General features: G+C 49.4%; 11 protein-coding genes and 1 pseudogene. 9 read left to right on the top strand and 3 right to left on the bottom strand.

Annotated features, from left to right (window positions below):
- Positions 1-85 precede the first annotated feature (85 nt).
- Genes yrfG through hslO form a run of 3 tightly spaced genes read left to right on the top strand, consistent with a single transcriptional unit; the run spans position 86 to position 2,074 of the window.
- Positions 86-766 (top strand): GMP/IMP nucleotidase, encoded by a 681-nt coding sequence (yrfG, locus tag OK023_RS16390; protein ID WP_317693717.1) that lies wholly within the window; start codon positions 86-88, stop codon positions 764-766.
- Positions 763-1,170, top strand: a complete 408-nt coding sequence (hslR, locus tag OK023_RS16395) for a ribosome-associated heat shock protein Hsp15 (protein ID WP_317693718.1) — start codon at positions 763-765, stop codon at positions 1,168-1,170. The genes yrfG and hslR overlap by 4 nt, the downstream gene beginning before the upstream one ends.
- A gap of 25 nt (positions 1,171-1,195) precedes the next feature.
- Positions 1,196-2,074: an Hsp33 family molecular chaperone HslO gene (hslO, locus tag OK023_RS16400; RefSeq protein ID WP_317693719.1), complete on the top strand. Its 879-nt coding sequence runs from the start codon at positions 1,196-1,198 to the stop codon at positions 2,072-2,074.
- A gap of 343 nt (positions 2,075-2,417) precedes the next feature.
- On the opposite strand, the pseudogene OK023_RS16405 reads toward hslO, so the two are convergent.
- A pseudogene (locus tag OK023_RS16405) lies at positions 2,418-2,569 on the bottom strand (IS1 family transposase); the annotation flags it as partial.
- Positions 2,570-3,216: 647 nt separating this feature from the next.
- Between OK023_RS16405 and pckA the strand changes: the two are divergent.
- Positions 3,217-4,836, top strand: a complete 1,620-nt coding sequence (gene pckA / locus OK023_RS16410) for a phosphoenolpyruvate carboxykinase (ATP) (protein WP_317693720.1) — start codon at positions 3,217-3,219, stop codon at positions 4,834-4,836.
- Between the two features lie 144 nt (positions 4,837-4,980).
- On the opposite strand, the gene envZ is transcribed toward pckA, so the two are convergent.
- Positions 4,981-6,354: a two-component system sensor histidine kinase EnvZ gene (envZ, locus tag OK023_RS16415; RefSeq protein WP_317693721.1), complete on the bottom strand. Its 1,374-nt coding sequence runs from the start codon at positions 6,352-6,354 to the stop codon at positions 4,981-4,983.
- Positions 6,351-7,070 carry a two-component system response regulator OmpR gene (gene ompR / locus OK023_RS16420; protein WP_004709363.1) on the bottom strand — a complete coding sequence of 240 codons (720 nt, stop codon included), beginning with the start codon at positions 7,068-7,070 and terminating at the stop codon, positions 6,351-6,353. The genes envZ and ompR overlap by 4 nt, the downstream gene beginning before the upstream one ends.
- Positions 7,071-7,457: 387 nt before the next feature.
- Between ompR and greB the strand changes: the two genes are divergently transcribed.
- The 5 genes from greB to OK023_RS16445 all read left to right on the top strand — a co-directional run bounded on the left by greB (position 7,458) and on the right by OK023_RS16445 (position 13,925).
- Positions 7,458-7,940, top strand: a complete 483-nt coding sequence (gene greB / locus OK023_RS16425) for a transcription elongation factor GreB (protein WP_317697776.1) — start codon at positions 7,458-7,460, stop codon at positions 7,938-7,940.
- A 162-nt stretch (positions 7,941-8,102) separates the two neighbouring features.
- Positions 8,103-10,439, top strand: a complete 2,337-nt coding sequence (locus OK023_RS16430; RefSeq protein ID WP_317693722.1) for a Tex family protein — start codon at positions 8,103-8,105, stop codon at positions 10,437-10,439.
- A gap of 623 nt (positions 10,440-11,062) precedes the next feature.
- Entirely contained in the window at positions 11,063-11,287 is a 225-nt protein-coding gene (gene feoA, locus OK023_RS16435; protein ID WP_317693723.1) for a ferrous iron transporter A, read from the top strand.
- A gap of 83 nt (positions 11,288-11,370) precedes the next feature.
- Complete coding sequence (gene feoB, locus OK023_RS16440; RefSeq protein WP_317693724.1) at positions 11,371-13,686, top strand: Fe(2+) transporter permease subunit FeoB; 2,316 nt, start codon at positions 11,371-11,373, stop codon at positions 13,684-13,686.
- A complete protein-coding gene (locus tag OK023_RS16445; protein WP_317693725.1) occupies positions 13,686-13,925 on the top strand; it encodes a FeoC-like transcriptional regulator in 240 nt (79 codons plus the stop codon). The genes feoB and OK023_RS16445 overlap by 1 nt, the downstream gene beginning before the upstream one ends.
- Positions 13,926-13,934: the final 9 nt, after the last annotated feature.

The raw sequence follows: 13,934 nt of genomic DNA on the forward strand, positions 1-13,934 counted from the left end.
GCGCCTCTCGCGCCCCCTGCTTATGGTAAACTCATATTAGGCTGTCATCTACGGGTCATGATTAACCCGCAAAGAGGTTTGTTACATGGTTCCAAAGTTTGACTGGCAAGATATTGACACCGTATTACTGGACATGGATGGCACCCTATTGGATTTAGAGTTCGACAGCCATTTCTGGTTAACGCGGGTCCCACTTGCCTTGAGTGAACAACGTGCCATTCCCCTCGAAGAAGCACGCAAGCTTATCGACGACGAATATCTTGCCGTGCAGCACACGATGAACTGGTACTGTTTTGATTATTGGTGTGAGCGCTTGGATCTGGATATCTACCAGATGACCAGCGAGGTGGGTAGCCGTGCGCGTTTACGTGAAGATACCACACCATTTTTGCAAGCCTTGCGCCGCGCTGGTCACCGCACAATCCTGCTAACCAACGCGCACCCACATAGCCTGGCGGTAAAAGTTGAACACACGGGTTTGGATCAGCACCTTGATTTATTACTTTCCACCCACACATTTGGTTATCCAAAAGAGGATCAGCGCCTATGGCAACTGGTGCAACAGCAAACGGGATTCGAACCACAACGCACGTTGTTTGTTGACGACAGCGAACCGATTCTTGATGCAGCCAGTCAGTTCGGTATCCGTCACTGTCTTGGCGTACAGAACCCGGATTCCAGTATGGCGAGTAAGACTTTCCAGCGTTTTCCATCAATAAGCGATTATCGCCTGTTGATACCGGCGTTGGAACGGAGGAGAACATGAAAGCCAAAGAAGTGCCGAATGATGATGTCCGTCTGGATAAATGGCTATGGGCAGCACGCTTTTATAAAACCCGTGCACTGGCCCGTGAAATGATCGACGGTGGCAAAGTTCATTACAACGGGCAACGCAGCAAGCCGAGTAAAACTGTTGAGGTTAATGCTGAAATCAAGCTGCGCCAAGGCAATGAAGAACGCACCGTGATAGTTCTGGCTGTTACCAACCAACGGCGCGGTGCCAGTGAGGCTGTTCTGATGTACCAGGAAACACAAGCCAGTATTGCCAACCGCGAAAAAATGGCGCTGGCACGCCGGATGAATGCACTGACCATGCCGCATCCAGACCGTCGCCCAGACAAGAAAGAACGGCGCGATCTGATCAAATTTAAATTTGGTGAACAGGAATAGTCCCTCACCTTAAAGAGAGAATACTATGTCTAACCATGACCAATTACACCGTTACCTGTTCGAAAACTATGCGGTGCGCGGTGAACTGGTGACCGTCAGCGAGACCTTTCAGCAGATCCTGACCAACCATGACTACCCGGCTGCAGTGCAAACGCTGCTAGGTGAATTACTGGTTGCAACCAGCCTTTTGACAGCCACACTGAAGTTCGACGGTGACATTACCGTGCAGATACAGGGCGATGGCCCGCTGAAACTGGCGGTGATCAACGGCAACAACCGTCAGGAAATGCGCGGTGTCGCCCGTGTAGATGGCTATATCGCGGCTGACAGCTCTCTACACCAAATGCTCGGTAATGGCATCATGGTGATCACCATCAGCCCAACGGAAGGTGAGCGTTATCAGGGCGTGGTGAGCCTGGAGGGCGGAACGCTAGCCGAGTGCCTGGAAGGCTATTTCCGCCAGTCCGAGCAGTTGCCAACGCGTTTGTTTATCCGTACCGGAGAAGCAGAAGGGAAACCGGTCGCCAGTGGTATGCTGCTGCAGGTTCTGCCCGCACAGGAAGGTAATGCCGATGATTTCGATCATCTGGTACAACTGACCGCCACCATCAAGAACCAAGAGCTGTTCACGCTACCAGCTAACGAAGTGCTGTATCGTCTCTATCATCAGGAAGAGGTCACGCTGTACGAACCACAAGATGTGACTTTCCGTTGCACTTGTTCGCACCAGCGCTGTGCCGATGCATTAATGACACTCCCTGCGGAAGAGGTTGCCGATATGTTGGAGCAAGACGGCAACATTGATATGCATTGCGACTATTGCGGCAATCATTACGTGTTCAACTCGGTAGATATTGCCACCCTGTACGCCGGTCATACCGATGGCAATGAGCAACTGCATTAAGTTATCGCCCGAGCGGCTTCAACGCATAGTGAGGCAGAGCCGTAAAATGGTTCGTCAACTGCTTTGAATGCCGCAAGGCGGTAACTATACTCGCCATAATTCACGTTGCTTGGGTGTTGGCTGCATGCGTATGCATCAGTCACATCGTGGGCTAATTGCTCCTAGCGACTTTCGGTCTTGCCGCCTAAATGCAGCTCGAATGGTTTCTAATATTAGTTATTTAAATTTTTTGCATCTAAAACATGAGCCACTCTGATAATTTCTTATTATATAAAAATGAATATACAAATCAAAATTCATTAAACCCAATTTTTTTTCATACATTCAATGAGTTGATACCGTATTAAACGTAATACTCGCGTTCGATGAAAGTGCCGATGTCCCGTCGTGCATTTCGGGGGATTTTGAATACCCCGGCGTCTTACGATTGAGCCGTTTCAGTCGGTTACGCAATGTCAGATTTTCACCCTCAATACGCTGTGTATACAGCTTGCCAACAAAATTTTTGCTTGTGGATGTTCGTCGTTGTAAGCCCTATAGCCATCAGCGCACCAAAAAGCCACATTAAAACCCATTACAGTTGCAAGAGTACGCGCAATTTGCCGGTAAAAGCCAACATGGCTGCCAACAGCAGCAGTTTATCGCTGCCAGCAATCCAGCAATCCAGCAATCCAGCAATCCAGCAATCCAGCAATTAGTATCGTCATGAAATAATGAGGGAAAACGGTTAAACCCTGGGGGCAATTTTAACAATGCTTTGTTGAATGGCAAAGGAAGCGATCGCATTGATGTTGCCCCAGTAAAAAAGCCATCTGCAAAAAACATTCCCACCGAGGACTTTACTGGTGATGCCGTTTTAATACTCTCCGTTCAGTGATAAAGTTTTTGTATTAAATGTCACGACAGCAGTAAAAGTTATTGTTGTGACATGCAAACCTATTCCTAGACTGTATCAATATTAGCGTCAACCTGCGGACAGATGGAAACAAGCCGTCGTTTGCACACTTGCTTTTTTCCGTGTGCTATGTCCCATAACGTAACTAAAAAAGTTTAATACATTAATTTTTTGATACCTATAGAGGTTACAATGCACTGACCCCCTACTATTGTCGCAAGAAATTCTGTATTCAAGGAGTAGTGACATGAGTGTTAAAGGTATTACCCGCCAAGAACTTGCCGCTTATGGAATTCATAACGCTGGTGAAATCATTCACAACCCGAGTTATGAATTACTGTTTAAAGAAGAGACGGATCCTGCGCTTGAAGGTTTTGAGCGTGGTGTAGTAACCAATTTGGGTGCAGTTGCTGTCGATACAGGCATCTTCACCGGTCGTTCTCCAAAAGATAAATATATTGTTCGTGACGATATTACGCGCAACACCGTCTGGTGGGCCGATCAGGGCAAAGGCAAGAACGATAACAAACCTCTCAGCCCTGAAGTCTGGGCAGATCTGAAAAAACAGGTTACTGAACAACTCTCTGGCAAACGTCTATTTGTGGTAGATACCTTCTGCGGTGCCAACGCGGATTCGCGTTTAAAAGTGCGCTTCATTACGGAAGTGGCATGGCAGGCACACTTTGTAAAAAACATGTTCATTCGCCCAACTGAAGAGGAACTACAGGGCTTTGAACCTGACTTTGTGGTGATGAACGGTGCCAAGTGCACTAACCCGAACTGGCAACAGCAGGGAATGAACTCGGAAAATTTCGTGGCATTCAACCTGACCGAACGCATGCAGCTGATCGGCGGTACCTGGTACGGCGGCGAAATGAAGAAAGGGATGTTCTCAATAATGAACTACCTGCTGCCGCTGAAAGGCATTGCTTCCATGCACTGTTCGGCCAACGTGGGCAAGAAAGGTGATGTGGCGGTGTTCTTCGGCCTATCCGGTACGGGGAAAACCACGTTGTCTACCGACCCAAAGCGCCAGTTGATTGGCGATGATGAGCACGGCTGGGATGATGATGGCGTCTTCAACTTTGAAGGCGGCTGCTATGCCAAGACGATCAAGCTGTCTCAGGAAGCGGAACCAGACATCTACAACGCGATAAAGCGCGATGCGCTGCTAGAAAACGTGACGGTTTTGGCAAACGGTACTGTCGATTTCAACGATGGTTCAAAAACGGAAAATACCCGCGTTTCTTACCCGATTTACCATATTCATAACATCGTCAAGCCGGTTTCCAAAGCAGGTCATGCTACCAAGGTGATATTCCTGACTGCCGATGCCTTCGGCGTATTGCCTCCGGTATCGCGCCTGACGGCTAACCAGACCCAATACCACTTCCTGTCTGGTTTCACTGCGAAACTGGCTGGTACCGAGCGTGGTGTTACCGAACCAACACCGACTTTCTCCGCTTGCTTCGGCGCAGCCTTCCTGTCACTGCACCCAACCCAGTACGCAGAAGTGCTAGTCAAACGCATGCAAGCGGCCGGTGCCCAGGCTTATTTAGTGAATACCGGCTGGAACGGCAGCGGTAAACGTATATCGATCAAAGATACGCGCGGTATTATCGACGCCATTCTGAACGGAGAGATCGATAAAGCAGAAACTATTACGCTACCCATCTTCGACCTGGCCATGCCAACCAGCCTGCCTGGCGTTGATCCCGCCATTCTAGATCCACGTGCCACCTATTCCAGCACAAAGGCATGGGAAGAAAAAGCACAGGACCTGGCAAACCGTTTTATCACTAACTTCGATAAGTATACCGACACGCCGGCTGGTGCCGCATTGGTCAGTGCAGGACCGAGACTGTAACACCCTCGGCACAATCATTGCTGTGCCAGTCACATCTCCTATCATTTCAAAGACGCGGGTTCCGCGTCTTTTTATGCTTGTACTATCAGAAACTAAGGTAATAGACGAAACACATGTAAGCAAGAACGCTTCAATAGGCAGGGCTTATAGGGCGTCTTCTTTAGCCGATAATTGCCCATTGATGGATTCACTCTTCTCGATCGGTAACGGAATATAGGCGCGTATGCGTAACCCACCACGTTCACTTTTGCCGATATCCAGTACGCCAGCATGAGCATCAATAATACGTTGCACAATCGCCAGCCCGAGCCCTGTACCACTGGTGCTGCGTGCACTGTCGCCACGCACAAAAGGTTGGAAGAGGTGTTTAAGTTCTCCTGGCTTGATACCCGGACCGTCATCTTCCACTTGGAACCAACCGCGTTGCAGTTCGCGACCACTGCTAACCTTGATCCAACCATTGCCATAGCGAGCCGAATTCACCACCAGGTTCACCACTGCACGTTTGATCGAGAGCGGATGTACATCCATCAGCAGTTCGCCCGGCAAAATGTCAGTTTCAATCACACGCTCATAGCCACTCTCCGTGGCAACTACTTCGCCAAGGATAGCGTTCAGATCGCTGATTTCGGTCTGCATTTCCTGGCCGGTACGCAGGTAATCAATAAACTGCTCGATGATGTCGTTACATTCCTCGATATCTTTATTGATTGATTCCGCCAGATAGCCGTCCTCAGCGCTCATCATTTCCGTTGCCAATCGTATACGTGTCAACGGTGTGCGTAGGTCGTGGCTAACACCCGCCATTAACAAGGTACGGTCGTCAGCCAGTTGCTTCACACCTGATGCCATATGGTTAAAAGCACGGGTCACAGAACGCACCTCTGAGGCGCCATATTCTCGAAGCGGGGGGGGAATAATGCCTTTACCTACCTGCAAAGCAGCATGTTCTAGCTCAACTAAAGGCCGATTTTGAATACGGATAAACAGCCAGGCTCCCCCTATCGCCAACAACATAATCGCTAGGGTATAGCGGAAAAGCGGTGAGAAATCACCCTGGTGAATTTCAGTTAATGGGACACGAACCCAAATATCTGGCTGCAACCAAGTTTTTAGCCAAACTACCGGGGAGTTTTTATTGACCTCGACGCGTACGTCGGTCGGCCCCCCCAACTGCTGTGCCATTTGCTGGCTAAGGAATTGATAGTGTTGAGCCCAACGCAATCCACTCTCTTCCGCCGCCGCGTTGGTGTAGAGAGAAATGCCCAATTCTCGGTAGATCTCACGTCGGAACGCTGGCGGTACTTCCAGAAAAGTACCATCCTCCAATTGCAACCGATCGGTCATCAACATCCTAACTTCATATGCTAGGACTTTATTGAACTGCTGCAAACTGGGCAAGATAGCGAAATTAAGCACCACCAGATAGGTCGTCACCAAGCTCACAAACAGTAAGGTGACGATCAACAGTAAAGTTCGAGCAAACGAGCTACGCGGTGAAAAGCGCCATCGCTTCATGCCTTACTGCCGTCCGGAACGAAGACATAGCCAAGACCCCAAACGGTCTGAATATAACGTGGATGTGCTGGATCTTCCTCCACCATACGGCGCAGACGAGAAATCTGCACATCGATGGAGCGCTCCATCGCACTGTATTCACGGCCACGTGCAAGGTTCATGAGTTTATCACGCGATAACGGCTCACGTGGGTGGCTGACTAACGCTTTAAGCACGGCAAATTCACCGCTGGTCAGAGGCATAGGTTCATCTTCACGAAACATTTCGCGTGTACCAAGATTCAGTTTGAATTTGCCAAAAGCAATCACGGCTTCTTCCTGAGAAGGCGCACCGGGTAGTTCATTGGCCTGACGACGCAGCACCGCCCGTATGCGCGCCAGTAATTCCCGCGGATTAAAAGGTTTGGGAATATAGTCATCAGCACCAATTTCCAGCCCGACAATCCGATCAACTTCTTCCCCCTTGGCCGTCACCATAATGATCGGCATCGGGTTGCTTTGGCTGCGCAGGCGACGGCAAATAGAAAGCCCGTCTTCGCCAGGTAACATCAGATCCAATACCATCAGATGGAAAGACTCACGCGTCAGCAAACGATCCATTTGCTCTGCGTTGGCCACGCTACGAACCTGGAAACCCTGTTCGGTTAAATAGCGCTCTAACAGTGCACGTAGGCGCATATCATCGTCGACGACCAGGATTTTGTGATTCTCTTGCATTGTCTTACTCCCAAAGGCTGTATTGCCTGATTCTAGGCGGTGGCCCGCACTTATGCGTCAATATCGCTGGCGGTTATTTGACAACAGTCTCGTATTGTTAAAAAACCTCATCATTACTGACAGCGTTTATTGATATACATCCTAGATAAAATTGTTACAAAGCTTATTCTTCGGTCCAAATATCAACAATTTTCACTAGCGCGATGACGTGTAATATCAAAAACCTTTACCAGATTTAACACCGTGTACAGCATAAAAACATACCTTAATGACTCTCAAGGTTAAATCAACGATAGTGCAGTTTAGTAGACGCTGAGTATAGGATACGATTCGTTTATGCAAGAATCCGCTAAGCTGACTCCCTGTGATTTGATGGACCCATTACTGATGAAAACATTGCTGATCACCCGCGAAGGTTACAACAAACTCAAACAGGAGCTGGATTATCTCTGGCGCGAAGAACGGCCAGAGGTGACCAAAAAAGTCACTTGGGCAGCAAGCCTGGGTGACCGAAGTGAAAACGCTGATTATCAATACAATAAAAAGCGACTCCGTGAGATTGACCGCCGCGTACGCTATATCACCAAATGTCTTGAGCAACTGAAAATCGTCGATTATTCACCACAGCAGGAGGGCAGAGTTTTCTTTGGGGCCTGGGTAGAGGTCGAAAATGATGAAGGCGATATCAAACGCTTTCGTATCGTGGGCTATGATGAAATCTTTGGCCGTAAGGATTACATCTCGATTGACTCCCCAATGGCTCGCGCATTGCTGAAAAAAGAAGTCGGGGACACCGCAACGGTACAAACGCCAGTGGGCGTTGCCTACTGGTCTGTCAACGACATTCAGTATGTCAAAGAAAATGAATAGTTCAGTCTTTTTCAAACGGCCATCGCTAGGGCCGTTCCTCTTGTAGCAACACCCAAAATTCAGGGCATTATCAAAGCCACTGCCCTGAGTGCTGGTATTTTACCCCTGCAAACCGTATAACTGTCCCCCTATTGATTATCGTTCCTAACAGATACCTGACTTATGACTGACCCACTTAGCCATATCATTGCAACAGAACTGCAGGCACGACCTGAGCAAGTTGACTCCGCTATCCGTCTGCTGGATGAAGGTAATACCGTGCCGTTTATCGCACGTTATCGTAAGGAGGTCACCGGAGGCCTGGATGACACCCAACTGCGTCAGTTGGAAACGCGCCTGAGCTATCTACGTGAACTTGAAGATCGCCGTCAAACCATCCTCAAGTCGATTGATGAACAGGGTAAACTTACCGACCAACTGGCAGAAGCGATAAACGCGACGCTAAGTAAGACAGAACTTGAAGACCTCTATCTGCCCTATAAACCCAAACGTCGCACGCGCGGGCAAATCGCCATTGAGGCGGGTCTGGAGCCGCTGGCAGATTCGCTCTGGCAGGATCCGCAGCAGCAACCAGAATCCCTGGCTGAACAGTTTGTCGATGCAGAAAAAGGCGTTGCCGACGTCAAGGCAGCATTGGACGGCGCACGCTATATCCTGATGGAACGCTTTGCCGAAGATGCCACTTTGCTGGCCAAAGTTCGCGACTACTTGTGGAAAAACGCCCATCTGGTATCCAAGGTTGTCGAAGGCAAGGAAGAGGAAGGATCTAAATTCCGCGATTACTTCGAGCACCATGAACCCATTTCGCAAGTGCCTTCACACCGTGCATTGGCAATGTTCCGTGGCCGCAATGAAGGTGTGTTACAGCTCGCCTTGAACGCCGACCCTCAATTTGAGGAAGCACCTCGCGAAAGCCAAGGTGAGCTGATCATCATTAACCATCTCAATCTGCGCTTGAATAACGCCCCCGCCGATGCATGGCGCAAATCGGTCGTCAACTGGACATGGCGTATTAAGGTACTGTTGCATCTGGAAACCGAACTGATGGGTACAGTGCGTGAACGAGCGGAAGATGAAGCCATCAACGTCTTTGCGCGTAATCTGCACGATCTCCTCATGGCGGCACCGGCGGGCATGCGTGCAACCATGGGTCTGGACCCCGGCCTGCGTACCGGCGTAAAGGTAGCCGTTGTCGATTCAACCGGTAAGCTGGTTGCGACCGATACCGTTTATCCGCACACCGGCCAGGCAGCCAAAGCCGCCACTGCAGTTGCGGCGTTATGTATCAGACACAATGTTGAACTGGTTGCCATTGGCAACGGTACAGCATCGCGTGAAACCGAGCGTTTCTTTGCCGAGCTGCAACAGCAGTTCCCCGAGGTAAAAGCGCAGAAAGTGATCGTCAGTGAGGCGGGCGCTTCGGTGTATTCTGCCTCAGAGTTGGCTGCTCTTGAATTTCCGAGCCTTGATGTCTCCTTGCGCGGAGCCGTTTCTATTGCCCGTCGCCTGCAAGACCCACTGGCCGAATTGGTGAAAATCGATCCTAAATCCATTGGCGTCGGTCAATACCAACACGATGTTAGTCAAAGCCAGTTAGCGAAGAAGCTGGACTCAGTGGTAGAGGATTGCGTGAATGCCGTTGGCGTTGACCTGAACACCGCTTCCGTTCCGCTGTTGACCCGTGTTGCGGGTCTCACAAAGATGATGGCACAGAATATTGTCAGTTGGCGCGACGATAATGGCCGCTTCAGCAACCGTGAGCAATTGCTGAAAGTCAGCCGCTTAGGGCCAAAGGCTTTTGAACAGTGCGCGGGCTTCTTGCGCATTAACCACGGCGACAACCCGCTGGATGCTTCTACGGTTCACCCTGAAACTTATCCGGTTGTAGAACGCATTCTGGCAGCCACCCATCTCGCCTTGCAAGATTTGATGGGTAATCCAAGTACAGTACGCAATCTCAAAGCCAGCGATTTTACCGATGAAAAATTCGGGGTACCGACGGTAACGGACATACTGAAAGAGCTGGAAAAACCGGGCCGTGACCCTCGTCCTGAATTCAAGACAGCCACATTTGCTGAGGGCGTGGAAACGCTGAACGACCTGCAAATAGGGATGATCCTTGAAGGTTCAGTGACCAATGTCACTAACTTCGGCGCATTCGTTGACATTGGTGTCCACCAGGACGGCCTGGTTCATATCTCTTCATTGGCAGATAAATTCGTTGAAGATCCGCACACCGTGGTAAAAGCCGGAGATATCGTCAAAGTGAAGGTGATGGAAGTCGATCTGCAGCGCAAGCGTATCGCACTCAGCATGCGTTTGGATGAACAGCCAGGAGAAGGTTCACCGCGGCGTGGGGGTAACAGTAACAACTCACCAGTGCGCGATAATACTTCACGCCAACCCGCTAAAACTAAGTCGCGTCATGCCCCCCCTACTGGTACTGGTAATAGTGCGATGGGTGATGCACTTGCTGCCGCTTTTGGCAAAAAACGCTAAACATATTCCGGGGCGGATGAAATACCGCCCTTTTTTTTGCTACTTTTTGATGTACGACAAGGAAATGATTTATTTTTAAGCTACCGAATCTTAACGTATTCCCACTCCGCAGTTCCTATTAGCACCTCACGCATGCTATCCGTTAACATTATTTTCAGCAGCACTCTTTCAGCTCGCCAATTTTATTATGAACACAAATAGTTACTCCTATCATTTGCCGATCAAGATGTTATTGAGTTCTTTTTATCGCTATTTCAGTCAGTAATAATGGGTCAAACCTACCGGTAAAATGCTTCATAAAATTTCAAATAAAACACAATGCGTTAACTTTATTAACTTATTATTCTCATTTGCACTGTTTTGGGCTTAATGCTAAAACTAGCCCCATCAAGTATGGTCGCCTCAAATGTGACTGTACTAACAATTCTTAACGAATATGTTTGTGCTTTTCATTGAACACGATAATCATTCTCATTATTATTGTGTTGCGTATTCATTGTGCAAACTTAGGGTTCGCGAGGGTCATGCAGGTTCTCCCCATTTATCTATTCAGATAATTTGGGCTGCAGAATATTATGAAAGTGACGCTCCAGCAGGAACGCACAAATCATTGAGAAGGTAATATGCATCTTCTTCCTAACAAGACTTATAAAATCACCGGTTTCTCCAGCGAAATCAGCCCCGCTTATCGCCAGAAGCTATTCTCGCTCGGCATGTTACCGGGTTCAATGTTCGACGTCGTACGTGTTGCCCCTCTTGGCGATCCGATAGAAATAAGAACTCGCCGCGTTAATCTGGTACTACGGAAAAAAGATTTGGACCTGATCCTGCTTGATAGCCATACCTAACTCGCTATCTCAACATCAGACCTTTCCGTACATATGTAATAAATGTACGGCCAGTATTTAATTTACTCATATCACGTTGGATTATGAAAAGAATTACTATCGGCTTAATAGGTAACCCGAATTCAGGGAAAACAACGCTGTTCAACCAGCTCACCGGAGCACGCCAGCGGGTCGGTAACTGGTCTGGCGTCACGGTCGAACGTAAGGAAGGCCAGTTTACTACACCACAATCACAAGCCACTCTGGTTGATTTACCTGGTACTTATTCGCTCACCACCATCTCTGAACAAACCTCCCTGGATGAGCAGATTGCCTGCCACTACATCCTAAGCAGTGAGGCCGATTTACTGATCAACGTCGTGGATGCCTCTAATCTAGAACGCAACCTGTACCTGACGCTGCAATTACTGGAACTCGGTATTCCTTGCATCGTGGCATTGAACATGCAGGATATCGCCAAGAGTCAGAACATAGAAATTGATATTGCGGCCCTTTCTGAGCGGCTCGGTTGTCCTGTAGTCCCATTAGTATCAACAAAAGCTGATGGTATTACCCTCCTTAAGCAAATGATCGATGACCATCAACTCAATGAATTGAAAGCGTTGGTGAACTACCCGCCACTGCTGCTGGAAGAAATGAGCAAACTCAGCGAGGCCATGCCGCAAAATTTACCCTCCGAGCAGCGCCGCTGGCTGGCTTTGCAAATGCTGGAAGGGGATATCTACAGCCACCAACTGGTTGGTAAAGCTGCCGAGTTACTGCCGCAAACCAGACAAGCCTTACAACATCAGCAGCAGGAAGATCCTGCACTGGTCATTGCTGACGCTCGCTACCAGTCGATCGCTACCATTTGCGATGCGGTCAGTAATTCGCAGCAAGCAAAGCCGAACCACCTGACGGAAGCACTGGATAAAATAATCCTTAACCGCTGGCTGGGGGTGCCCATCTTCCTGCTGGTGATGTACCTGATGTTTTTATTGGCGATCAACATCGGCGGTGCGCTGCAACCCATTTTCGAACTCGGTTCGGCCGCTATTTTTATCAATGGGATACAGTGGGTTGGTTATACCCTTCACTTCCCTGAATGGCTGACCATTTTTCTGGCACAAGGCGTAGGTGGGGGTATCAATACCGTCCTACCTCTGGTGCCCCAAATCGGCATGATGTACCTGTTCCTGTCATTCCTGGAAGATTCCGGCTATATGGCACGTGCTGCATTCGTTATGGATCGTCTGATGCAAATTCTCGGGCTGCCGGGTAAATCGTTCGTACCGCTGATTGTCGGCTTTGGTTGCAACGTGCCATCGATTATGGGCGCTCGGACCTTAGACGCTCAGCGCGAGCGCCTGATCACTATCATGATGGCACCGTTCATGTCCTGCGGCGCACGTCTGGCGATCTTTGCCGTCTTTGCCGCCGCTTTCTTTGGCCAAGACGGTGCTGGCGTGGTGTTTTCGCTCTACCTGCTGGGCATTGTCGTCGCTATCCTCACCGGCCTAGTATTGAAATACACCATCATGCGCGGCGAAGCCTCCCCCTTCGTTATGGAATTGCCCGTTTATCACGTGCCACACCTGAAAAGCCTGCTGCTGCAAACCTGGCAGCGTCTGAAAGGCTTTATACTACGCGCAGGGAAAGTGATCGTCATTGCCAGTATCTTTATCGGCGGTCTGAACAGTTTTTCTTTCAGCGGTAAACCGGTAGACAGCATCAACGATTCGGCACTGGCATCGGTTTCCAGAGTGCTGACACCACTGCTGCAACCCATGGGGGTTCACAATGATAACTGGCAGGCTACCGTCGGTTTAGTAACCGGAGCGATGGCAAAAGAAGTGGTGGTGGGGACGCTCAATACTCTATACACCGCCGAGCAGATCACCAATGAACCTTTCGATGCCGACAATTTCAATCTGTTTGCCGAGTTGGGTGCGGCAGCGGAGCAGACTTGGCAAGGCTTGAAGGATACCTTCAGCCTGAGTGTCCTCTCGAATCCTATCGAGGCCAGCAAGGGCGATGGTGAAATGGGGTCAGGTTCAATGGGCGTGATGAGCAGCAAGTTTGGCACCCCTATTTCTGCTTACAGCTATCTGATCTTCGTACTGTTGTATGTACCTTGCGTTTCGGTGATGGGTGCAATTGCACGTGAGTCAAGCCGCGGTTGGATGACCTTTTCGATTCTATGGGGGCTTAATGTCGCTTATTCGTTGGCCACTCTGTTCTATCAGGTAGCAACGTTTAATCAGCACCCGCAATACAGCCTAGTAGCGATCCTGCTGGTATTGCTGTTTAACATGCTGGTTCTTCTCGGCTTACGTAAGGCACGAAACCGTGTAACGATCCGACTGCGTAGTACCACACCAGCAGCATGTTGTCAGATGCCACAAGGTGATTGCCACTGATGACCAGTCTTTTACAAATCCGTGATGCTCTTGCCTTGCAGGGCAGCGCTCAGGCTCAGCAACTGAGTCGCCAGTTGGCCACGCCTCTGCCTTTGGTAGAGGCGATGCTGGAACGCTTGACCGCAATGGGTAAAGCCGAACGCGTTGAGCAAGACGCCAGCCAGTGCTTGAGTGGCAGCTGTAAGAGCTGCCCGGAAGGCCAAGGTTGCAGTACAGTGATTTATCGTTTTAAGCGCTAAGGCAAGGAT

This window comes from Serratia sp. UGAL515B_01 (genome assembly GCF_033095805.1).
Classification (GTDB): Bacteria; Pseudomonadota; Gammaproteobacteria; order Enterobacterales; family Enterobacteriaceae; genus Chania.

Bases quoted from the DNA above. Each gene is read 5' to 3' on its own strand.
- feoB (WP_317693724.1), top strand. From the start codon at position 11,371: ATGAAAAGAATTACTATCGGCTTAATAGGTAACCCGAATTCAGGGAAA.
- OK023_RS16445 (WP_317693725.1), top strand. From the start codon at position 13,686: ATGACCAGTCTTTTACAAATCCGTGATGCTCTTGCCTTGCAGGGCAGC.
- pckA (WP_317693720.1), top strand. From the start codon at position 3,217: ATGAGTGTTAAAGGTATTACCCGCCAAGAACTTGCCGCTTATGGAATT.
- ompR (WP_004709363.1), bottom strand. From the start codon at position 7,070: ATGCAAGAGAATCACAAAATCCTGGTCGTCGACGATGATATGCGCCTA.
- greB (WP_317697776.1), top strand. From the start codon at position 7,458: ATGAAAACATTGCTGATCACCCGCGAAGGTTACAACAAACTCAAACAG.
- yrfG (WP_317693717.1), top strand. From the start codon at position 86: ATGGTTCCAAAGTTTGACTGGCAAGATATTGACACCGTATTACTGGAC.
- feoA (WP_317693723.1), top strand. From the start codon at position 11,063: ATGCATCTTCTTCCTAACAAGACTTATAAAATCACCGGTTTCTCCAGC.
- hslR (WP_317693718.1), top strand. From the start codon at position 763: ATGAAAGCCAAAGAAGTGCCGAATGATGATGTCCGTCTGGATAAATGG.
- OK023_RS16430 (WP_317693722.1), top strand. From the start codon at position 8,103: ATGACTGACCCACTTAGCCATATCATTGCAACAGAACTGCAGGCACGA.
- envZ (WP_317693721.1), bottom strand. From the start codon at position 6,354: ATGAAGCGATGGCGCTTTTCACCGCGTAGCTCGTTTGCTCGAACTTTA.
- hslO (WP_317693719.1), top strand. From the start codon at position 1,196: ATGTCTAACCATGACCAATTACACCGTTACCTGTTCGAAAACTATGCG.